This window comes from Sphingomonas sp. DC5200-1 (assembly GCF_049897245.1).
Lineage (GTDB): Bacteria > Pseudomonadota > Alphaproteobacteria > Sphingomonadales > Sphingomonadaceae > Sphingomonas > Sphingomonas aquatilis.
In genome coordinates, this window is record NZ_JAFCVW010000001.1 from 540,836 (window position 1) to 562,099 (window position 21,264).

General features: G+C 65.9%; 15 protein-coding genes and 1 pseudogene. 13 read left to right on the top strand and 3 right to left on the bottom strand.

Annotated elements, in window-relative coordinates; all coding sequences use genetic code 11:
• Positions 1 to 228 precede the first annotated feature (228 nt).
• Positions 229 to 987: pseudogene (locus tag ACP7A3_RS02540) on the top strand (IS5 family transposase).
• 141 nt (positions 988 to 1,128) lie between these two features.
• Here the strand turns inward: ACP7A3_RS02540 and ACP7A3_RS02545 are convergent.
• Entirely contained in the window at positions 1,129 to 1,311 is a 183-nt protein-coding gene (locus ACP7A3_RS02545) for a hypothetical protein (protein ID WP_426254853.1), read from the bottom strand.
• A gap of 123 nt (positions 1,312 to 1,434) precedes the next feature.
• Here ACP7A3_RS02545 and ACP7A3_RS02550 point away from each other — a divergent pair, with 123 nt between their 5' ends.
• From ACP7A3_RS02550 to ACP7A3_RS02565, 4 genes are all read left to right on the top strand, one after another.
• A complete protein-coding gene (locus ACP7A3_RS02550) occupies positions 1,435 to 3,792 on the top strand; it encodes a TonB-dependent receptor (protein ID WP_426254854.1) in 2,358 nt (785 codons plus the stop codon).
• On the top strand, positions 3,789 to 4,154 hold the full coding sequence (locus tag ACP7A3_RS02555) for a hypothetical protein (protein ID WP_426254855.1): 366 nt from the start codon (positions 3,789 to 3,791) through the stop codon (positions 4,152 to 4,154). The genes ACP7A3_RS02550 and ACP7A3_RS02555 overlap by 4 nt, the downstream gene beginning before the upstream one ends.
• Positions 4,154 to 5,248, top strand: coding sequence for a phosphatidylinositol-specific phospholipase C1-like protein (locus ACP7A3_RS02560; RefSeq protein WP_426254856.1), 1,095 nt, complete (start codon positions 4,154 to 4,156; stop codon positions 5,246 to 5,248). Before ACP7A3_RS02555 ends, ACP7A3_RS02560 begins: the two co-directional genes overlap by 1 nt.
• A gap of 124 nt (positions 5,249 to 5,372) precedes the next feature.
• Positions 5,373 to 6,497, top strand: a complete 1,125-nt coding sequence (locus tag ACP7A3_RS02565) for a histidine-type phosphatase (RefSeq protein ID WP_426254857.1) — start codon at positions 5,373 to 5,375, stop codon at positions 6,495 to 6,497.
• Here the strand turns inward: ACP7A3_RS02565 and ACP7A3_RS02570 are convergent.
• The gene (locus ACP7A3_RS02570) at positions 6,466 to 6,747 is read right to left on the bottom strand and encodes a hypothetical protein (protein WP_426254858.1); all 282 of its coding nucleotides are present in this window, start codon (positions 6,745 to 6,747) and stop codon (positions 6,466 to 6,468) included. The genes ACP7A3_RS02565 and ACP7A3_RS02570 overlap by 32 nt on opposite strands.
• Positions 6,748 to 6,957: 210 nt before the next feature.
• Here ACP7A3_RS02570 and ACP7A3_RS02575 point away from each other — a divergent pair, with 210 nt between their 5' ends.
• From ACP7A3_RS02575 to ACP7A3_RS02595, 5 genes are read left to right on the top strand one after another with little or no spacing between them, the layout of a single operon-like run.
• A complete protein-coding gene (locus ACP7A3_RS02575; protein WP_426254859.1) occupies positions 6,958 to 8,499 on the top strand; it encodes a methyl-accepting chemotaxis protein in 1,542 nt (513 codons plus the stop codon).
• A 14-nt stretch (positions 8,500 to 8,513) separates the two neighbouring features.
• On the top strand, positions 8,514 to 8,957 hold the full coding sequence (locus tag ACP7A3_RS02580; RefSeq protein WP_426254860.1) for a chemotaxis protein CheW: 444 nt from the start codon (positions 8,514 to 8,516) through the stop codon (positions 8,955 to 8,957).
• A gap of 39 nt (positions 8,958 to 8,996) precedes the next feature.
• A complete protein-coding gene (locus ACP7A3_RS02585) occupies positions 8,997 to 9,386 on the top strand; it encodes a response regulator (protein ID WP_426254861.1) in 390 nt (129 codons plus the stop codon).
• Positions 9,386 to 11,608: a sensor histidine kinase gene (locus tag ACP7A3_RS02590; RefSeq protein WP_426254862.1), complete on the top strand. Its 2,223-nt coding sequence runs from the start codon at positions 9,386 to 9,388 to the stop codon at positions 11,606 to 11,608. The genes ACP7A3_RS02585 and ACP7A3_RS02590 overlap by 1 nt, the downstream gene beginning before the upstream one ends.
• Positions 11,609 to 11,615: 7 nt before the next feature.
• Positions 11,616 to 12,281: a response regulator transcription factor gene (locus ACP7A3_RS02595; RefSeq protein WP_426254863.1), complete on the top strand. Its 666-nt coding sequence runs from the start codon at positions 11,616 to 11,618 to the stop codon at positions 12,279 to 12,281.
• Between the two features lie 8 nt (positions 12,282 to 12,289).
• Here ACP7A3_RS02595 and ACP7A3_RS02600 read toward each other — a convergent pair whose 3' ends face one another.
• Positions 12,290 to 14,083: a putative bifunctional diguanylate cyclase/phosphodiesterase gene (locus ACP7A3_RS02600; RefSeq protein ID WP_426254864.1), complete on the bottom strand. Its 1,794-nt coding sequence runs from the start codon at positions 14,081 to 14,083 to the stop codon at positions 12,290 to 12,292.
• Between the two features lie 141 nt (positions 14,084 to 14,224).
• Between ACP7A3_RS02600 and ACP7A3_RS02605 the strand changes: the two genes are divergently transcribed.
• The 3 genes from ACP7A3_RS02605 (at position 14,225) to ACP7A3_RS02615 (ending at position 21,256) form a co-directional block, all read left to right on the top strand.
• Positions 14,225 to 16,957, top strand: coding sequence for a M1 family metallopeptidase (locus tag ACP7A3_RS02605; protein ID WP_426254865.1), 2,733 nt, complete (start codon positions 14,225 to 14,227; stop codon positions 16,955 to 16,957).
• A 175-nt stretch (positions 16,958 to 17,132) separates the two neighbouring features.
• Complete coding sequence (locus tag ACP7A3_RS02610) at positions 17,133 to 19,220, top strand: catalase (protein WP_426254866.1); 2,088 nt, start codon at positions 17,133 to 17,135, stop codon at positions 19,218 to 19,220.
• A 209-nt stretch (positions 19,221 to 19,429) separates the two neighbouring features.
• On the top strand, positions 19,430 to 21,256 hold the full coding sequence (locus ACP7A3_RS02615; protein WP_426254867.1) for a glycoside hydrolase family 15 protein: 1,827 nt from the start codon (positions 19,430 to 19,432) through the stop codon (positions 21,254 to 21,256).
• Positions 21,257 to 21,264: the final 8 nt, after the last annotated feature.

Here is a 21,264-nt window from a genome sequence, read left to right on the forward strand (position 1 = left end):
ACCTGCGGAAGCACCCCAATGCACATATGCTAAACGGCCCCAGCGCGGTCAGTCGCCAGGGCCTTGCCGATCCCCGGCTCCGGCTAATTATTCACCTTGCGAAATGCGGCTAGTCCATCGCCAAAAGAGATGGCTGAACGGCGGGCATCGACGAGACCAATCTACCTAGGGTCAGGACCCATTGATGTGAGCGTCGCGATCTGATCCAGGCTCCGTGAGGAGACCGGGATGAGCGACCTCTTTTGGCTGACGGACGAGCAGATCGAGCGACTGCGGCCGTTCATTCCAAAGAGCCATGGCAAGCCTCGTGTGGATGACCGGCGGGTGCTGAGCGGCATCGTCTTCGTCAACCGCGATGGGCTGCGCTGGCGAGATACACCCAGCGCCTACGGTCCTTGCAAGATGCTGTATAACCGGTGGAAGTGCTAAGGGGGTAGCGAGGCGTGTTCACGCGCGTGATGGAGGGGTTAGCTGTGGGCGATGCCGAGCCTAAGACCGTGATGATCGACGCGACCTACCTAGAGGCGCACCGTACGGCATCAAACCTGCGGGTTAAAAAGGGGATCTCGGCCGCCTGATCGGTCGGACCAAGGCGTCATGAACACCAAGCTCCATGCCGTCGCCGATGCGAACGGCCGCCCCTTGAGCTTCTTCATGACCGCCGGCTAAGTCAGCGACTACACCGGCGCGGCAGCGCTGCTGGACGACCTGCCCAAGGCGAAGTGGCTGCTCGGCGACCGCGGCTACGACGCCGACTGATTCCGCGATGCCCTCCAGGCCAAGGGCATCCAGCCCTGCATCCCGGGCCGGCGATCACGCAACGAGCCGATCAGCTACGACAAGCGTCGTTACCAGCGTCGCAGCCGCATTGAGATCATGTTCGGCCGCCTCAACGACTGGAGGCGTGTTGCCACCCGCTACGATCGCTGCCCAACCGCATTCTTTTCCGCCATCACTCTCGCTGCCACCATCATCTTCTGGCTGTGATCAACAAGTCCTGACCCTAGCGTTGGCCAATTTCCGATCATTAACATTCACAACACTACGTGCATGCCAAAGGATGAGGGCAGCCGCTGACGGGACACCCCCTTCGACGCCGCAATGAAACGGGGCAATTAGGTGACGGTGTCAGGCACCGTGACAAACATCGGCGAGGGTGCCGACGACGAGGTCGTAAACCTGAACGATACGAGCGCGGCAGCCGGTGTGGACGTCGATCAGGCGCAGCGCCACCGGGAACGGGGTTAGGGCACTGGGCGATCCTTCCGGCGGTCCGCAGGTCGCCAGCACGTACCAAGCGTTAGCGCTCACACGAATGTCATCAATTCTACGTCAAACTTACACAGGCGGCTCTTAACGCCCCCGCCGGACCGGCAAGGCAGCCGGGTGGGGACCAAATTCATGACTACATTTCGCAGCCTTTTGAAGGCATCGGTGGCGTTTACCCTGGTGACTGGCTCGGTCGCCGTCCAAGCGCAGACGAGCGCCGCGGCTGACCCTGCGCAGGACACGGCGCAAAACCCTGCGCAATCGACCGCACAGGCGTCTGATACGGCCGCCGACGGCCAGGACATCGTCGTCAACGGCACCTATGCGCGCAGCCTGGCGGCGGGCATCGAGACCAAGCGCCGCGCCGCCTACGGTGTCGACTCGATCAGCTCGACCGATATCGGCAAGTTCCCGACCCAGAACGTCGCCGAGGCGCTTCAGCTGGTTCCCGGCGTGGCGATCACCCGCCCGCGCGGTGAAGGCCTGTATGTCAGTGTCCGTGGCCTGGGTCCGCAGTTCCAGAACACACTGATGAACGGCCGCACCATCGCGCTGAACGACCTGATCGAGAATGGCGGCGCGGCCGGTCGGCAGTTCCGCTTCGAGATGCTGCCCGCCGAATTCACGTCCAGCATCGACGTGGTGAAGACCCCCACCGCCGACATGAGCGAGGGCGCGCTGGGCGGCAATATCGACGTCAAGACCTTCCACCCGCTGGAGGTCGGCAACAAGACGACCGTCAACATGCGCGGCACCTATACCAGCCAGACCAAGCAGGTCCGCCCCAACGTCACCGTGCTGACCAGCGCGAAGAACAGCGACGGCACCTTCGGCATCCTGGCGGGCGCGCAATATTGGGGCAAGACGGTCCGCAACGACCGCTTCATGAACTTCGGCTGGCTGACCGACCGCTATACCGATGCGTCGCGCGGCGGCGCGCCTGCGGGTCTCTATTCGCCGACCCGCACCCGCCCCACCGTCGAGACCGAGGATCGCAAGCGCATCTCCGGCATCGTCTCGGCCCAGTGGCAGCCAACGCCCGAATTGCAGACGACGCTGGACGTGGTCGCGACGCGCCTGGACGTCGCCTATGACGAGTTCGGCCTCGACATCTACCCCGACGACAACAACGTCACCATCGGCGGCGTCAAGCAGCTGCCGACCGTGCTCCAGCCCGGCTATACGGTCGTCGGCGACACGATCACCAAGGCGACGATCAACAATGTCCGCTTCATGGCGTCGCGCGAATACAGCCTCAATCGCCATGACCTGCTGACCATCGGCCTGAAGCAGGCATGGAACCCCGATCGCTGGCACGTCATCGCCAACGTCAACTGGTCGGCCGCACACAGCTATCACCCCGATTACCGCACCGGCACGGTGCGCAGCCGCGCCTACTTCATCGCCCCGCTGACCTATGACGCGAGCGGCGGTTACCAGTCGATCCCGACCCTGACCACGCCGGTCGACGTCACCAACCCGGCCAATTACAAGATCTACCAGTTCAACATTGCGCCCAAGGACAGCAAGGACTGGGACTTCTATTCGCGTCTCGACGTCGGCCATGATTTCGACGGTTTCCTGTCGAAGCTGCAGGCGGGCGGCGAATATCACTGGCGCAAGCGCGACTATTTCCGTCGCGATTACCTGATCGACACCGCGACCAACCAGCCGCTGACCAATCTGGGTGCGGGCGCCTATCAGCAGCTGCCCTATGACGATTTCCTGGCGGGCGTCGGCGGCAATGCCTTCCGCAACTGGCTGGTCCCGACAACGGCGGCCTATGTCGGCAACTTCTTCACCCCGGCGATCGCCGCACAGCCGCTGACCAACGGCGACCTGCGCTCCTCCTTCGTTGTGTCGGAGAAGATCGCCGCCGCCTATGTTCGCGCCGATTACCAGTTCGATGCGGGCCAAGTGCCGGTCAGCGGCAATCTAGGCGTCCGCTATGTTCATACCGATCAGGTCGCGAGCGGCACGCTGATCGTTCCTGCCAAGAATCTCGTGATCAACGGCCAGCCGATCCCGGACGGCACGCAAGTACCGCAGGCGGTCAGCTACCCCAAAACGTTCAACAACGTACTACCCAGCTTCAACCTGCGCGCCGATCTGACCCCGAAGCTGGTTGGTCGCCTGGCCGCCAGCCGGGTGCTGACCCGTCCCAACGTCACCGACACCGCGCCGCGCATCACCGTGTCGACGGACGCGCAGACCGCCAGCGGCGGCAACCCGCAGCTGGTGCCCTTCCTCGCCACCCAGTTCGACGGGTCGCTGGAATGGTATTTCGCACCGTCGGGCATGCTGTCGGGCGCCGTTTTCTACAAGGCGATGGACGATTACATCACCCAGTCGAATACCGAGATCAACATTCCGGGTCGCGGCACCGTCCGCCTCTCCAGCTCGGTCAACGGCGGCAATGCCAAGGTGTATGGCGCAGAAGCCGCATACAGCCAGGTCTTCACCTTCCTGCCCGCGCCGTTCGACGGCTTCGGCATTCAGGGGTCCTATACCATACGGAAGTGAAGGCCGACTACACGGCGGGTTCGCGCGCCATCAAGGACCAGCTGATCGGCCTGTCGAAGAACAGCTTCAACCTGGTCGGCTTCTACGACAAGGGCCCGCTGTCGGCCCGCCTCTCCTATGTCTGGCGCGACAAATATCTGTCGAGCACAGGCAGCACGGTACAGGCGCCGACCTATGTCGCGGCCTTCGGCTCGCTCGACGGCCAGCTGTCGGTGCGCGCCGCCGACAATCTGACGCTCAGCCTGGAGGGCATCAACATCGCGGGCGCGCATCAGGACACCTATAACGACAGCAAGATGCGCTTCGGCGAGATCAACTATTATGGCCGGACGATCCTGTTTGGCATTCGGGCGGAGTTCTGATGAAGGCTTTCCTCACCCTGGCGGCGGTCCTCGCGACCGCCGCTGCTCCGGCGCCGCGGGCGGCCCTTCGGATGAACGACATCCAGGTGGTCGGCTCGCACAACAGCTATAAGAAGCGGATCGCGCCTGCCGTCTTCGCCGCGCTCGAACAGCGCGATCCCAAGCTCGCCGCCGCGCTGGATTATGATCACCTGACCTTGGCGCAGCAGCTCGACCGGGGCGTGCGCCAGTTGGAGATCGACATCTTCGCCGACCCCGAAGGCGGCCGTTTCGCGCATCCCAAGGGCGAGGCGATCGCGAAGGCCGCAGGCGAGCAGACCGGTTTCGACGAAGCGGCGATGATGAAGCCCGGCTTCAAGGTCTTCCACATCCCGGAAGTCGATTACCGCTCCTGCGGCACGTTCAAGCAGTGCATCGGCCAGATCGACGCCTGGTCGCGCGCGCACCCGCGTCACCTGCCGATCATGGTGACGATCAACGCCGCCGACCGGCCGATCAACAAGCCCGGCGTCACCGACCCGCTGCCGCTGACCGCACCGTTGCTCGATGCGCTGGACGGCGAGATTCGCGATGTGCTGACGCCCAACCGGATGATCACGCCCGATGACGTGCGCGGGAATGCGAAGACCCTGCGCGAGGCGGTGACCACCAAGGGCTGGCCGACGCTGGAGCGTGCGCGCGGAAAAATCTACTTCGTGCTCGACACGCCCTCGGACGTGTCCGACATCTACCGCGCAGGGCATCCTTCGCTAAAGGGGCGCCCGATCTTCGGCTGGTACGACACCGACCAGCCCGAGGCTGCGGTCGAGATCGTCGGCGATCCGCGTACCGATGGGGCTAAGATCAAGGCGTGGGTGAAACAGGGCTTCATCGTCCGCACCCGCAGCGACGCCGACACCAAGGAAGCGCGCGACAACGATCACACGCGCCAGCAGGCCGCGATCGACAGCGGCGCACAGGCGGTGTCGACCGATTACTATCCCGGCGCGCCGACGCGGGGCTGGACCAAGGGCTTCACCGTGACCCTGCCGGGCGAGGTGATGGAGCGGTGCAACCCGATAACCCAGCCTGCCGGGTGCAAGCTGCCGAAGTGAGAGGGTCGCCGTGGGACTGGGAAAGATGCTCGACATGCCAGTCCGTGCGCTCGCACTGACGCTGGCGACCAGTCTGGTCGCCAGTCCCTGCTCGGCGCGGCCCCGCTACACGGTAGACCGGGCCGTGATGCTGATCCGCCACGGCATCCGCGCGCCCTTGGAGGGTGAAGCCGCGGCGGCTCCCCTCGCCCGCGCACCATTTCCGCAATGGGACACGTACGCCAGCCATCTGACCCCGCATGGCGCCGCGGCGCTGCGCATCCTGGCGCAGTTCGAAAGGGGTCGGCTGCTCCGGCAAGGCTTACTGCCGGCCGGGCGCTGTCCAGCCCCGAATGCCCTGACGATCTGGACGAACAGCCTCTCGCGGACGATCGCCAGCGGCCATGCCCTGGCCGAGGGCCTAGCACCGGGTTGCCCCGTTGCGGTCGATCATCGTGCCGAAGGCGACACCGACCCGTTGTTCAACGCGCTGGAAGCCCGCGCCGTCCCCTTCGACGCTACCCAAGCGGCCGCCAGCATCAACGCCGAATTGCAGGATGGGACCGCCCTGATGCGCGGCACCGCCGCGGGGTTCGCCGCAATGGAGCGGGTGCTCGGCTGTGCGTCGTCCATGCCACCCTGCACATTCGCGGCAATGCCCAACCGGATCACGCCGTCCGCCGATGGCAAGGGCATCAGCCTGTCGGGCGCGATCGATCTGACCTCCGGCACCGCGCAGGTTTTCCTGCTGCAATATGCGGAAGGCTTTCCGATGCAGCGGGTCGGCTGGGGCCGCGCATCGGCCAAGGACATTCAGGCGATGTCGCTCCTGCATGCCCGCCTCTTCGACGTCTTCGCCCGCTCGGCCTATATGGCGCCGCGTGTCGGTGGTCTGATCGCACGCGCGATCGCCACGGACCTGTCACAGCCCAAGGCACCTGCGGTCCGCGTCTATGTCGGTCACGACAACACGATCGCGGCCGTCACTGCGATCCTTGGCGTTCACTTTACAATGCCTGGTTACGGCGCTGACGACCCGCCTATCGGCGGCGGCCTCCTGTTCGAGCGCCTGACCGACCGTCGCACCCACAACCACATTATCCGGCTATCGTATATTGCCCAGACACCTTCAGCGGCACGATATCTCAGCACAGGTGGACAGCGCGGTCAGATTATCGTGCGGCATCTCCCCATCGAACGATGCGGCACGCCTTGCTCACTGCCGCACTTTCAAAGCGTCATTGAACGCGAAACAACACTACCGAAGTAATTTCGTCAGAGTTTTCCACTTGTCTCCGCAGACCGTCGATCAGGACGGCGGCACGGCCGTGGTCGGTGCGGCAGCGGTCATGCGGAGCGAGGGGAAGGACGCCGAGGTGCTCGAAGGGCGCTATGCTTGCCAGAACGTGGTGGGTCGCCAGGACGCGGCCGAAGGCGAACCGCATCGAAGCCGGCCGCACCGCGCGGCGGAACGGATGGCTGTAATCCCGAACTGACGTGCCGGCGCTGCCTTTCTTCATGGCCGACCTTGCTCGCATCATGCGGTCGCGCCGACATCGATTCCAGTCCGGCTCCCACAACGCGCGCCCTCCGAAACCGCTTTGGCTCCGTCATGATCGACAACCCATGGCTGCGACGCTGCCGGTGCCGGGACCACCGTAAAATTACGATGATTTACCGGTTGGAAACCACGCGAGGCCCCAATTCGCACGACGAACTGGAGACATCCCATGCACGACCCGGCAGCCAATGCGAAGCGCGTACAATTCTACGGTCTCGACGGACAGGATTATGCGAACTTCCCGCGCATTCTGTCCGTCGTGTCGAAAAGCGCCCCCAAGGCGCTCGACCTGTTCTACAAGAAGATCGCGGCGACGCCGGAAGTTTCAGGCTTCTTCACATCCAAGACCGTCATGGATCACGCGCGCGACAAGCAGCTCGACCATTGGTCGCAGCTGTTTTCGCGGGAGCTTGGCGCCGGCTATTTCGAAAAAGCGGAACAGATCGGCAATGTGCACGCCCGGATCGGCCTGGCACCGACATGGTATATCGGCGGCTACGCCATGGTGCTGGAGCAGGTGATCCATGCAGTCGTCGCCGCCTCCCCCATCGGTCGGCTGGCCGGCAAGCGGCTCAGCCGCGTGATCGGCACTCTAGTGAAATGCGCGCTGCTCGACATGGATATCGCGCTTTCGAGCTATTTCCGCGCCGAGGAAGGACAGAGGCTCGCCGTCATCGCGCAAGTCGGCGAGGCGCTGGAGGGGCTGGCCAAGGGAGACTTTACCGCGTCGCTGCACGACCTGCCGGAGGCGTTCCGCAAGGTGGAGCAGGATTTCGAGTTCATGCGCAGCCAGATCAGCGAAACGCTGGTGCAGGTCGCCGACACCGCGAAGAGCATCAACACTGGGTCGGTGGAAATCAGTTCTGCCTCCGACGATCTGTCAGAACGCACCGAACAGCAGGCCGCGTCGCTGGAACAGACCGCCGCCGCGATGGATCAATTGACCGGCGGCGTCCGCGAAACCGCCGAAGGCGCCGCACACGTCAACCGATCGGTCAGCGAAGCGCATGCCGACGCGACGCAGGGTGGCGCGGTCGTCAAGGAAGCGGTGGGCGCGATGGATGACATCCAGCGTTCGGCCGCCGAGATCGCGCAGATCATCAACGTCATCGACGGCATCGCCTTCCAGACCAACCTGCTGGCGTTGAACGCAGGGGTCGAGGCGGCACGCGCGGGCGATGCGGGCAAGGGCTTTGCCGTTGTGGCGAGCGAAGTGCGCGCGCTTGCCCAGCGAGCTGCGGACGCCGCCAAGCATATCAAGGACCTGATCGGCGAAAGCTCGAAACAGGTCGCGCGCGGCGTGGCGCTGGTCGGACAGTCAGGCGAAGCGCTCGACCGGATCGTCGGCAAGGTGGCCGAGATCGCGACGCTGGCCGCCAATATCTCGCAGCTCGCGCAGGTCCAATCGAACAGCCTGCAACAGGTGAATATCGCGATCGGCGAGATGGATGCGACGACGCAGCAGAATGCGGCCATGGTCGAGGAATCGACCGCCGCCGCGCGGAGCCTCGCCAGTGAAGCGGACCAGCTCACCGGCCTCGTCGCGCGCTTCACGTTGGACGACGCCATGGCACCGCCCGCTCGGCCTGCGGTCGCCAAGCCCATCGCGGTGGCCGCACCCAGGCCGCCGGTCCGCGCGGCGCGCCGCGCCGGCCGCGGCAATCTCGCACTCGCCGTCACGCCGGCGGACGATGACTGGAGCCAGTTCTGAACGGTGATCGTGCCATGACGAAGCAACTCATCACCTTCGAAATCGCGGACAAGCGCCTGGGCGTCGACATCATGGCGATCCGCGAGATCCGCGCCTGGACGCCACCGACCCCCATCCCGCATGCACCCGCCTTCGTACGCGGGATCGTCAATCTTCGCGGCACCGTGCTGCCGGTCGTCGATCTGAGCGACCGGCTGGGGTGGGACGCGATCGCCCCGTCGCCGCGGCACGTCATCATCGTCATCCAGATCGGCGAGCAGATGCACGGCCTCGTCGTCGATTCGGTCAACGACATCGTGACGATCGAACCCGCCGCGTTGCAACCGCCGCCGGACCTGGGCGGCGGTTCGTCCCGACACCTGTCCGGGCTGATCGCCGTCGACGATCGGATGGTGATGGTCCTCGACCTGCGGTGCATGGCGATCGACAGTGACGCCCTGCTCGCCGACGCGGCCTGATCGTCGTCGTCACTCCCCGCGACCATGGGATTATCGGTGATGCGACACCTGTTGATCATCGAGGATGACGACGACCTGCGGCACGAACTGGTCGAGCTGGTCGAGGCGCTGGGCGGCCATGCCATCGGCGCGCGATCCGGCCATGAGGCATTGGTCCTGCTGGACGCAACGTGTTCGGTAGATGTTATCCTTTGCGATCTAAGACTTAAGGCCGAAAGTGGCCTAGACGTCCTACGCATGTTGCGTCATCGTCGATCCACCAGCACGACGGAGCCGACGATGTACTTGATGACCGGTCATCTCGATCTCACCGCCGCGGCGCTATCCGACATCGCGACGACGACGAGCGGCCTGTTCACCAAACCCCTGCGCACCGCAACGCTACGCGCGATCGTGACGGGCCAAACCGGCAGCACCGGCGACGCCTGATGGCCGCCGGCCTGTCGTTCCCGACGCTGGCGACACGGTGGCGGGCTGTGCCCGTCGTGCCGCTCGCGCTGCTCGGCGTGGCGATCGTCCTGTCGAGCCATCGCCTGGTGGCCGCGCCGGGGTTCGAGCTGATTCTCGCGCCCTTCGCCTATCTGCCGGCGTTGCGATGGTATGGCGTTCGCATCGCGATCGCCGTCGCCATCGCGACTACGCTGCCGACCCTGGCGTGGTTCGGCCAGCCGCTGCTGATCGCCGCGGCACTCGGCCATATCGCCGTGGTCGATCGGTTTTGCCGCGGGGATCGCGGCCTGTCGACGGTGACCGTCCTCTATAGCGTCGCCATCGCCAGCGTGGCGGCCGGGCTGCTGCTGCATAATCCCTGGGGCCTCGCAGCGGAGGCCGCGCTGATCGCGTTCCTGCGCACCGTGCTGTTCACCGTCGCAGCCGCCGCGATCACCGATGCCGCCGTACTCTTCATCGCGCGCGATCCGGCAACGGGCGGCCTGATGCGTCGTCCGCTGGTGTCGCTCACCGGTGCGCTGGATGTGCTGGTGTCGCTGACGGTCGCAGGCGGCGCTATGCTGTTCCTGCTCGGCGCCATGCGATCGGTGCCGGACCAGATGCTGCGATTCGCCGATCAGGCGCGGACGGCCGCCGCGCTCGCACCGGCGGCGGACCGACCGACAGGCCAGATCCGCGCGTTGCCGATGCCCGGCCATCCCGACGCCCTCCGCATGACTCATACGCCGCAGGCCGATGCGGCGTCCGCCGCGGCGCGACTGGGCTGCCGCCGGATCGACGACGGGACCGCCGGTCCGATCGAGCGGCAGACGATCGGCTATTGGTTGACCACCTGCGTCGCGCAGCGCGCGCCCGACGGGCATATCGCGATCGTGTCTCCCCGCCCCTTCGTGCGGGCGACGATGGTCGGCGTGTTCATGGGGTTGATCCCGCTGCTGGCGTATCTGCTGCTCGCGGAACTAGGGCTCGTCGCCTTTCGTCATGCGATCCGCCGGTCGGTGGCGGTATGGGAGGATGCGCTGGCGCATTTCGACCGTCATGCCCCGATCCCGCCCGTCGACGTACCCTTCAGCGAAACGCACACGCTGTTGGACCGCTTCGTCACCATCAACAACGCCTTGCTGGCGAGCGACCACGAACGACAGCGCCTGGCCCGCGCGGTGGACGAACTACGGACCACCATGGGGTTCAAGGTGTTCAGCGACGTACGCTACGATGCGGCAAGCGGGACCCTGCGGTTCGTGAAGATCGATCCACAGCATGGCCGGCGCGAGATGAGCCTGCCCGTGCATCCGGCCGACCGCCCGACGCTGGCGAATCTCGACGCGCGCGACGATGTCATGGCGGAATTTCGCGTCGGCTCCGGCGCGGAGGCCGAATGGCACCTGCTGCTGGCGCATGATTACGACCCCATCTTCGAGCGCTGGCGGTTCGGATGCGTCGTGCGGCTGCGCACCGCCAAGGCGTTCCAGACCGAGATGCGGCACCATGCGCGCCTGATGGAGCTGGGCGGCATGGCATCGGCGCTGAGCCACGAGCTGCGGCAACCGCTGTTCACCATCGCGCTTGCCGCGGAGAACGGACGGCTTTCCCTCACCCCGTCGGAGGACGCGTCCGGACGCGCTGCACAGAAGTTCGATCGGATCATCGAACAGGTGGATCGCGCGACCGCCATCGTCGAACGTACATCGGGCTATGCACGGCTGGAGCGCGGCGGCAGCGAGCCGATCAGCATCATCGACGCGATCCAGAATGCCGGACGGTTCATGCGTCCCGTGCTGTCCGAACGCGATATCGCGCTGCGGATCACCGCGCCGGCGTCGCTCCCCATCCTGGAACTGCCACGCGTCGGGATCGAGCAGATCATCGTCAACGCCCTGCAGAACGCCGCCGATTCGATCGACACCGCCCGTGCTGCGGGCGACGCCGGACCCGCCCGTATCGCGATCGACCTCGCCCAGCGCGACAGGATGGTCGAGGTCGTCATCGACGATACCGGCACCGGGCTGGCCGACGCGGTGGCCGGGACGGCGTTCGACGCCTTTTCCACGACCAAGCCGATCGGCAAGGGCACGGGACTGGGGCTGTTCGTCTGCCGCCAGATCATGGACGAGGTGGGCGGCACGATCGCTTTGGCCAACAAGCCAGACGGACGCGGTGCGATGTTGACCCTCAGCTTTCCGATCGATGCGCGGAGGTAGCGTCGCCATGACCGCCCCCGTCCCCGACACGCCCGCCGCCCATGCCTATGTCGTGGACGACGACGCGGCCTTGCGCGCCGAGCTGGCAGACACGCTGGCGGCTGCCGGGCTTGAGGTGCGCACCTTTCCCGATGGCCGCGCCTTCCTACACGAACAGGCGATGCTCCCCGAAGGCTGCGTGGTGCTCGACGTCAACATGCCCGGATTGAGCGGTCGTGAGGTACAGGACGAGTTGCGGCGCACTGGCAGCCATCATCAGATCGTGATGCTGACCGGCGCGGCGACCGTACCGCTGGCCGTCGAGGCGCTGCATGCGGGGGCGGCGGACTTCATCGAAAAGCCGATGCGCCCCGCCACGTTGCGCCAGGCCGTGATGCGCGCGCTGGAACGGCTGCGGCAGGATCAACGCGCACGCGGCCGGACGGCCGCCGCGCAGCACTGCCTGGAACGCCTGTCCGATCGCGAGCGCGATGTCCTGGCGGGGCTGGTGCTGGGCTTGGCGAACAAGATCATCGCCTACCGGCTGGGCCTGTCGACCCGCACGGTCGAAACCTATCGCGCGCATCTGATGGACAAGCTGGAGGTGTCCAGCCTGTCGGACGCGGTGCGCCTGGCGCTCGAGGCGGGGCTGGAGCCCAAGGGCGCGATCGTGCGCGCCGACGGGCCGGGCTGAGGCGCCCGTCAGGCCGCGATCGGATAGTCGCGCGTAAAGGCAGCCGCATGCTGCTCGCTCAGTGCCGGGGCGATCAGAAATCCCTGGATGCTGTCGCAGTGCAGCCCGCGCAGCAGCGTTTCCTGCTCGCTCGCCTCCACGCCCTCCGCCACGACGCGCAGCCCCAGCCGATGCGCCAGATCGATCACGCTTTCGACGATGACGCGATCCTTGCCCCCGGCACAGATCGATTCGATGAAGCTGCGGTCGATCTTCACATGGTCGATCGGCAGCTGCCGCAGATGGGTGAGCGAGGCGAAGCCCGTGCCGAAATCGTCGAACGCGATATGCACGCCGCGGTCGTGCAGGCGATCGATCGACGGCCAGACCGTGCGCGCACCGCGATCGAGCAGCATGCCCTCGGTGATCTCGACGCACAGCTGGTCGCCGCGGATGCGGCCGGTATCGATCGCCTGGATGATGCGATCGACGAACTTCGACGAGCGGAAATCCCCCAGCGTCGCGTTGATCGCGATCGATTGGAACGGCACGCCCTGCGCGTTCCACCGGTCGATCTGGCTGAGCACCTCGGTCAGTACGAAGGCACCGATATCGGCCGCGGTCCGTTCGTCGTCGAACACGTTGGCGAAGACGGCGGGCGTCATCACCGAACCGTCCCGCACCTTCCACCGCAACAACGCCTCGAAGGCCATCGGGCGGGCAGCCTGAAGGTCGACGATCGGCTGATATTGCACGAACAATTCGTCCTCCGCCAAGGCGCGCTGGATGGCGGAGCGGATATCGGCACGCCATTCCGCCTCGCGCCGGTAGCGCCCCTCGAACACCCGGGCGCAGCCGCGGCCCGATTGCTTGGCCGCGTAGAGCGCCATGTCGGCACATTTCAGCAGATCGCGATGGTCGCTGCCGTCCTCCGGAAAGACCGCAGCGCCGATGCTCGCCTGGATGCGCCAGCCGAAGGCATTGGCCTCCGTATGGTCGCCCACCATGCCGACCAGGGTCGCGAGCTTGTCGTTCAACTGCGTCAGGTCGCCATCGAACTTCAGGATCAGCGCGAATTCGTCGCCGCCGAGGCGACCGATGACCTCGTCCGCTCCGATCGCCGACTGCAAGGCGCGCGCGACGCAGGTCAACAGGCGATCGCCGGCGTCATGGCCTGCGCTGTCGTTGACGTCCTTGAAATGATCGAGGTCGACAATGGCCGTGGCGAAGGGTTCGCACCGATTGGTCGCGGCGGCCAGCACGTCCATGAAGTTGCGGCGGTTGGGCAGATCGGTGAGCGGATCGATGTTGGCGAGCCGCCACAGGCGCTGCTCGGCCTCCTTCTGCGGCGTGACGTCGAACCGGATCGCGGTATAGCCCGACCCGTCGTGGTGCGGCACGATCGTCGTATCGACCCAATAAAGCTTCCCGCTCTTGGCCCGATTGCAGATCACGTCGTGCCAGATTTCGCCGCCGGAAATGGTGCGGTACAGATGGCGGAAGAAGTCGCGATCGTGGATGCCCGAATGGACGATGCGATGCGTCGACCCGATCAGCTCGGCTTCCGAATAGCCGCTCAGCTCGCAGAATTTGTGGTTGACCGACGTGATCCGACCGGCACGATCGGTGACAGCGACGATGGCCGCCGCATCGAGTGCCTCGCGCTGAAACGTGGCGAGGTTGGTCAGCTCGGTCAGCCGCCCTTCCTGCGTTCGCGCCCGATGCTCCAGCGATGCGATCTCGCGATCGAGCTCCAACGCGACCTGTCCGAGCACGTCGGCCGCGCCGCTGTCCGTCCGATGAATTGGGTTGTAGATCGACATGCTACCATCCCGCTGATGTGACGGCACAGGACTTCGGCCGACGCGGTTACCGAAACCTAAATTTGCGTAGTTTTACGGTAGTTGCGGTACGCGCGACGCGTTCGGCGGGCGGGTTCGCAGGGACCGCGGGAAGGCTGATCCATGGCGCGCTCACGCGGGTTTCGTCCGTCCGATCGACAGGCAGGGGCGGATCGTCTTAAGATCGGCGCTTCACCGGGACAGGGGGCCGACCTGCACGTTCTCGATACGCGCCGCGCGCTGCTTCGCACTGCGATGCTGGCACCGATGGGGGTATGGAGCGCGGCGCAGACACGTGCCATCGGTACGCCGCCGGGCGACGGCATCGGCCGCGGCATTTCGCTCGACCTTGCGCGACATCGGGCAAGGCAAATCTCCGGCGTCCGCTACGACCTGTCGCTCGATCTGACGGCAAAGGACACGGCGGCGGGCTCGGCCGTCATCCGCTTCGATCGCATGGGCGACAGCGGCGATCTGGTCCTCGACTTTCGCGGTCCGACGCTCGGCGATCTGATCGTCAACGGCCGTCCGCTGTCCAAAGCCGAGCGGATCGACGGCCACCTCATTCTGCCTGCGGCGCTGCTGAAGACGGGCGCCAACGTCGTATCCGCCCGCTTCGTGACGCCGATCGCCGCCTCGGGGGCGTCGATCATCCGCTGTCATGACGACAAGGACGGCCAGACCTATCTCTACACCCTGCTCGTCCCCTCCGACGCCAATCTGCTGTTCCCCTGCTTCGACCAGCCCGACCTCAAGGCGCGGTTCCGCTGGACGCTGACCGCGCCGAGCGGTTGGACGGTGATCGCCAACGGCCCGCTCGATGCCCAACAGCCGGTGACCGGCGGCACGCGCTGGCGCTTCGCCGAAACCGAGCCGATTTCCACCTATCTTGCCGCCTTCGCCGCGGGCCCCTGGACGCACTGGACCTCCGCGCCGGCGGGGGAGCGCCCGATCAGCCTCTACGCGCGAGCCTCGCGCCGCGCCGAGGTCGATGCCGAGGCGCAGATCGCGACCAATCGCGCCGCCGTGCGCTGGCTCAGCGACTGGTTCGGTGTCCCCTTCCCCTTCGCCAAACTCGACCTGCTGCTCGCGCCCGCCTTTCCGTTCGGCGGCATGGAGCATGTCGGCGCGGTCTTCTACAACGAGGACCGCTTCATCTTCCGCGAACCGCCGACGCTGCCGCAGCGCCTCGGCCGCGACGCCACCATCTATCATGAGATCAGCCACCAATGGTTCGGCGACCTCGTCACCATGCGCTGGTTCGACGATTTGTGGCTGAAGGAAGGGTTCGCCACCTACATGGCCGCGCGCATTCAGGCCGAGTTGCAGCCGGACAGCAACGCCTGGACCACCTTTCTCCTGTCGACCAAGACGCCCGCCTATCGCGCCGATGCGACCAGCGGCACGCAGGCACTCTGGCAGCCGCTCGACAATCTCGATGCCGCCAAGAGCAATTACGGCCCGATCGTCTACAACAAGGCACCGGCGGTCATCAAACAGCTCGCCTTCCTGGTCGGTGAAGCGGGGTTCCGCCGCGGCCTCCACCGCTTCCTGGCCGACCATGGCTATGGCAACGCCACCTGGCAGGACCTGCTCGGCGCGGTCGGCGCGGCGTCGGGCGTCGACCTGACCGCCTTCGGCAGCCAGTATATGCTGCGTGCCGGCCTGCCCCGCATTGACACGCAGCTGAAGGCGGACTGCAACACGATCGGGTCGCTGACGCTCGTGCAGCGGCCGGCGCGGTCGCTGCCCGGCGATCGCGGGGGCGCATGGCCGATGAAGGTGCGCGTGCGGCTGGGCTATACGACCCGTGCCGACGTGGTGCTCGACGCGGCATTCGACGGGACGCGCGCGATCGTCTCAGGCGCCGCTGGGCTGCCGGTGCCGGACTATGTCTGGCCGAACGACGACGATCAGGGATACGGCCTGTTCCTGCCCGATGACCGCACGGTCGCCTGGATCGTCGGGCACGTCGGCACGGTGAGGGACCCGCTGTTGCGCGCCATGCTGTGGAGCGCGGTGTGGGACACGGTCCGCGACGTCCGCTTCTCGCCGGCACGCTACATCGCGATGCTGCTCGATCACCTGCCCGGCGAAACCGACGAACAGATTTCGCGGACCATCCTGTCGCGCGGCGCCGCCGCGCTCGACGTCTATCTGCCCGATGACATCTCCGCGCCGCTGCGGCCCCAATGGGAACAGGCGCTGCTCGCGCGTATCGACGATACCAAGCTCGGCTATGGCCTGCGGAAGGATGCCCTCGATCGCCTGATCGCGACCGCGCGGACGCCGCTGGCGCTCGATCGCCTGCGCGATTTACTCGCCGGGCGCGCGACATTGGTCGGCATTCCGATCCGCCAGCCGACGCGCTGGGCGATCGTCCGCCGCCTGATCGCCGTCGGCGCGCCCGACGCCGCGACGCTCTACACAGCCGAGCAACAGCTCGACCGATCGAGCGAGGCGGTAAAGGACGCCTTCGTCGCCCATGCCGCGACACCCGACCGCGCGGTCAAGGCAGCCTATTTCACGCGCTATTTCGACGATGCGACCTTGAACGAGGCGTGGGCGAGCGAAAGTCTCGGCGCCTTCAACACGATCGAGCAAGCGCCCCTCACCCTCCCCTTCCTCCGTCCGGCGCTCGACCGGCTGGAGTGGATCCGCCAGAACCGCCGTATCTTCTTCCTGCCTGCCTGGATCGACGCCTTCATCGGCGGACAGCGCGATGCCGCGGCGCTCGATGTCGTCGATCGGTTTCTGGAGGCGCACCCGGCACTCCCTCTCGATGTGCGGCGCAAGGTGCTGACCGCGCGCGACGAACTGGCCCTGACCGTGCGGATCAGATCGGCGCGGTTTTAATCGTAGGCCGTACCATGATCGACAGCAGACGGATCGAATACGCGGTCCGTATTGACCGTACGCGCCCACCATCGCCGCAGTCCCACGACCGGCCTGAAATCGTATTGATGCAGATCATCCCCGTACCCAACCGTCCCGACGGCTCGTTTGCAGTGTCAAAGTACGAGGAGCCATCATGACCGAGACCACACCAAACGCCCCCTATTCGGGTGGCGAGCCCCATCAGTTCACCGACGATGCGCACCCGGTACTGACCACCAATCACGGTACGCCGATCGCCGACAACCAAAACCAGCTGAAGGCCGGCGCGCGTGGCCCGGTGCTGCTGGAAGACGAAATCTACCGCGAAAAGATCAACCATTTCGACCACGAGCGCATCCCCGAACGCATCGTGCATGCGCGTGGAAGCGCCGCCCACGGCTATTTCGAATGCACCGACAGCCTCGCCGACATCACCGTCGCCGACCTGTTCCAGAAGAAGGGCCAGCGGACCGAGGTGTTCACGCGGTTCTCGACCGTTGCGGGCGGCGCGGGGTCGATCGATACACCGCGCGACGTGCGCGGCTTCGCGGTCAAATTCTACACCCGTCAGGGCAATTGGGACCTCGTCGGCAACAACATTCCCGTCTTCTTCATTCAGGACGCGATCAAGTTCCCCGATCTGATCCACGCCGCCAAGATGGAGGCGGATCGCGGCTATCCGCAGGCGGCGACCGCGCACGACACCTTCTGGGATTTCATCAGCCTGATGCCCGAATCCACCCATATGGTCATGTGGGCGATGTCGGACCGCACGCTGCCGCGCACCTTCGCAAACATGGAGGGGTTCGGCGTCCACACCTTCCGCTTCATCAACAAGGAAGGGAAGAGCACCTTCGTCAAATTCCACTGGAAGCCGAAGGCGGGCCTCGCCTCGACGATCTGGGACGAGACGGTGAAGATCGCCGGCGCCGATCCCGACTTCCAGCGCCGCGACCTGTTCGAACGGATCGATCGCGGCGACTTCCCGGAATGGGAGCTGGGCGTGCAACTGTTCGACGAGGACTTCGCCAACAGCCAGCCCTATGACGTGCTCGACGCGACGAAGATCATCCCCGAAGAGGTGCTGCCGGTCCGCATCGTCGGGCGGATGGTGCTCGACCGCTATCCCGACAATTTCTTCGCCGAGACCGAACAGGCCGCATTCGTGCCGAGCCATGTCGTGCCGGGCATCGGGTTTTCGAACGATCCGCTGCTGCAGGGGCGCCTGTTCAGCTATACCGATACGCAGCTGTCGCGACTGGGATCGGTCAATTTCCACCAGCTGCCGATCAACAGTGCGAAGGGGCGCGCCGCCGCGGCGGGCTGCCCGTTCATGAACCAGCAGCGCGACGGGCACATGCAGATGGCGGTGCCCAAGGGCCGCGCCAATTACGAGCCCAACAGCCTGGCACGGGCGGGCGAGGAAGCCGGTGCGCGCGAGGACCCGGATGGCGGCTACAAGACCTTCCCGTCGGAAGAGCAGGGCCAGAAGCTGCGCATCCGCCCGGAAAGCTTCGCCGACCATTACAGCCAGGCGCGCATGTTCTTCCGGTCGATGGACCCGGCCGAACAGGCGCATATCGCCTCTGCCCTGGTGTTCGAGCTGAGCAAGGTCAGCCTGGAGCATATCCGCATCGCGATGATGGCCAATCTACGCAACGTCGATGAGGATCTGGCGCAACGCGTCGCCGATGGCCTCGCGATGGATCTGCCGCCTGCGTCGAAGACCGCCGCGCCGGTGCTCGACATGGCCCCCTCGCCCGCGCTGCGGATCATCCGTGGTCCGCTCGAAAAGCACACGCTGGAGGGGCGCACCGTCGGCATCCTGATCGCGGACGGCACCGACGCCGACGAACTGAAGGCGGTGCAGGATGCGGTGAAGGCCGCCGGTGGCACGGCGATGACGATCGCGCCCAAGGTCGGCAAGGTCCCGCTGTCCGATGGCAGCACGATCGCCGCCGACGCGCAGCTATTCGGCCAGCCGTCGGTGACGGTCGATGCCTGTGCGGTCATCCTGTCGGAGGCGGCCACTGCCAAACTCGTCAAGGAAGGCGCTGCGGTCCAATGGGTGATGGACGCCTTCGGTCATCTGAAAGCGATCGGGCATAATGCCGCGGCCAAGCCCCTGCTCGACAAGGCCGGCGTCGAGCCCGACGAGGGGATCACCGATCTGTCCGGTTTCGTCGAGGCGGCCAAGAAACGCTATTGGGACCGGGAGGCCAGCGTTCGAACCCTAGCCTGAACGTAAGCGTGGCTGGCCCCGGCGTGCGGCCAGCCACGATCCGCCCATACCGATGGACGGCTGCCGGATGTCTGCCAGCGCGCAAACCTTACGCCAGCGTGCCGGCGCCCAGAAACCAACATGGATCACAAACATTGTAAGCGGCACAACCATTTGGGACTGCCGCGGATGATTCAGGACTACACGCGGCCGAACCGGCGTCCCTCCGCATGCTGACCGGATTGATCGATCGCCTGCGTGCCCCGACCACCGATCCGGCACATGTACGCAAGGACGGCTATCTCCCGCTGGCCGGCTATGGCGCGCTCGGCGACGGGCGGTCGGTGGTGCTGTCCGGGTGCGACGGGTCGATCGACTGGTGGTGCGTGCCGAACCTCGATTCCCCGCCCTTGTTCGACCGCCTGCTCGACGCGGATCGCGGTGGCCGGTTCAGCCTGACCCCGGACGGGCCGTTTACGATCGACCGCCGCTACCGTGACGACAGCAACGTCCTCGAAACCGTGTTCACGACGGCCACGGGACGCGCCCGCCTGACCGAATCGCTCAACAGCGGCACCGCAGGCCGCCTCCCCTGGGCGGAACTGGCCCGGCGGATCGAAGGGCTGGAGGGCGAAGTCCGGTTCGCGCTGACGATGCGTCCGGGACGGCGCGGCGATACGGTCAATCCCTATCATTCGACGATCGGCGAACACACTGTGTTCCACGTCGAGCGCGTGCTCGGCTTGTTCATTTATGACGACGCGGTCGAATGCCGCTGGTCCGACGAAGGCATCACCGGTTCGGTGACGGTCGCGGCGGGCGAACAACGCACCGTGGCGATCGTCGCGGGGCGCGACGAGCCGCTGGTCGTGCCGCCGATCGCGGAAATCGATGCACGTATCGACACGTCGGATGCCGAATGGCGCGACTGGGCAGCCGGCGTCACCTATCGCGGCGCCGATCGCCCCGCCTTCCTGCGCAGTGCGCTCGCGTTGAAGCTGCTGCTCTATTCGCCGTCGGGCGCGATTGCCGCTGCCGCGACGACGTCGCTGCCCGAGGGGATCGGCGGCGAAAAGAACTACGACTATCGCTACGCCTGGGTCCGCGACGCCGGCTATACGATCAAGGCGTTCCTGACCGCGGGCGCGCAGGCCGAGGCGAAGGCGGCGTTCACCTGGCTGCTCAACCAGCTGCGCGAGACGGGGACGCGCGTCTGCTACACGCTGGGCGGCGGCGTGGTGCCGAACGTCTCCGAATGGGCGATGCCCGGCTATCGCGATAGCCAACCCGTCGTCACCGGCAATCTGGCGACCGATCAGGCACAGCATGGCGTCTATGGCGACATCTTCGAAACCGCCTCCTGCTTCGTCGCGTGCGGCAACATCCTCGACAGCGCCAGCGCCGAATTCCTCTCGCACCTCGCCGATCAATGCGCGGATCGCTGGCGCCTGCCCGATGCGGGCATGTGGGAATTGCAGGACGAACGGCATTATACGATGTCGAAGATCAGTTGCTGGCAGGCGCTCGCCCGCGCGGTCGAACTCGCCGATCAGGGCCAGCTGCCCACCACCTGCCGCGAACGCTGGCAGCGCGAACGCGACCGGATCAAGGACTGGATCGAGGCGGAATGCTGGTCGGACGAGCGCCAGGCGTTCGTCATGTACCCGGGTGCCGACGCGATCGACGCTTCGCTGGCGCTCGCGGTTCGCTTCGGCTTCGACGGGAAGGAGCGGCTGCGCCTGACGCTCGACGCGATCGACCGTGAACTGGGCGCCGGCCCCTTCCACTATCGCTACACCGGCATGCCGCGCGAAGAGGGCTGCTTCCTCGCCTGTTCGTTCTGGATGGTGGAGGCGCGCGCCCTGCTCGGCCAGCGCGATCAGGCGCGTGCGATGCTCGACGAGCTGACCGCCGCATTGTCGCATGGCCACGGCATTCTGGCCGAGATGGTCGACCCTGACACCGGCGCCTTCCTCGGCAACCTGCCGCAGGGCCTCAGCCACCTCGCGCATCTGATGGCGCTGTCCGTCCTCAACGACGAAGCCGCCTGCGACTGAGCAGGCGG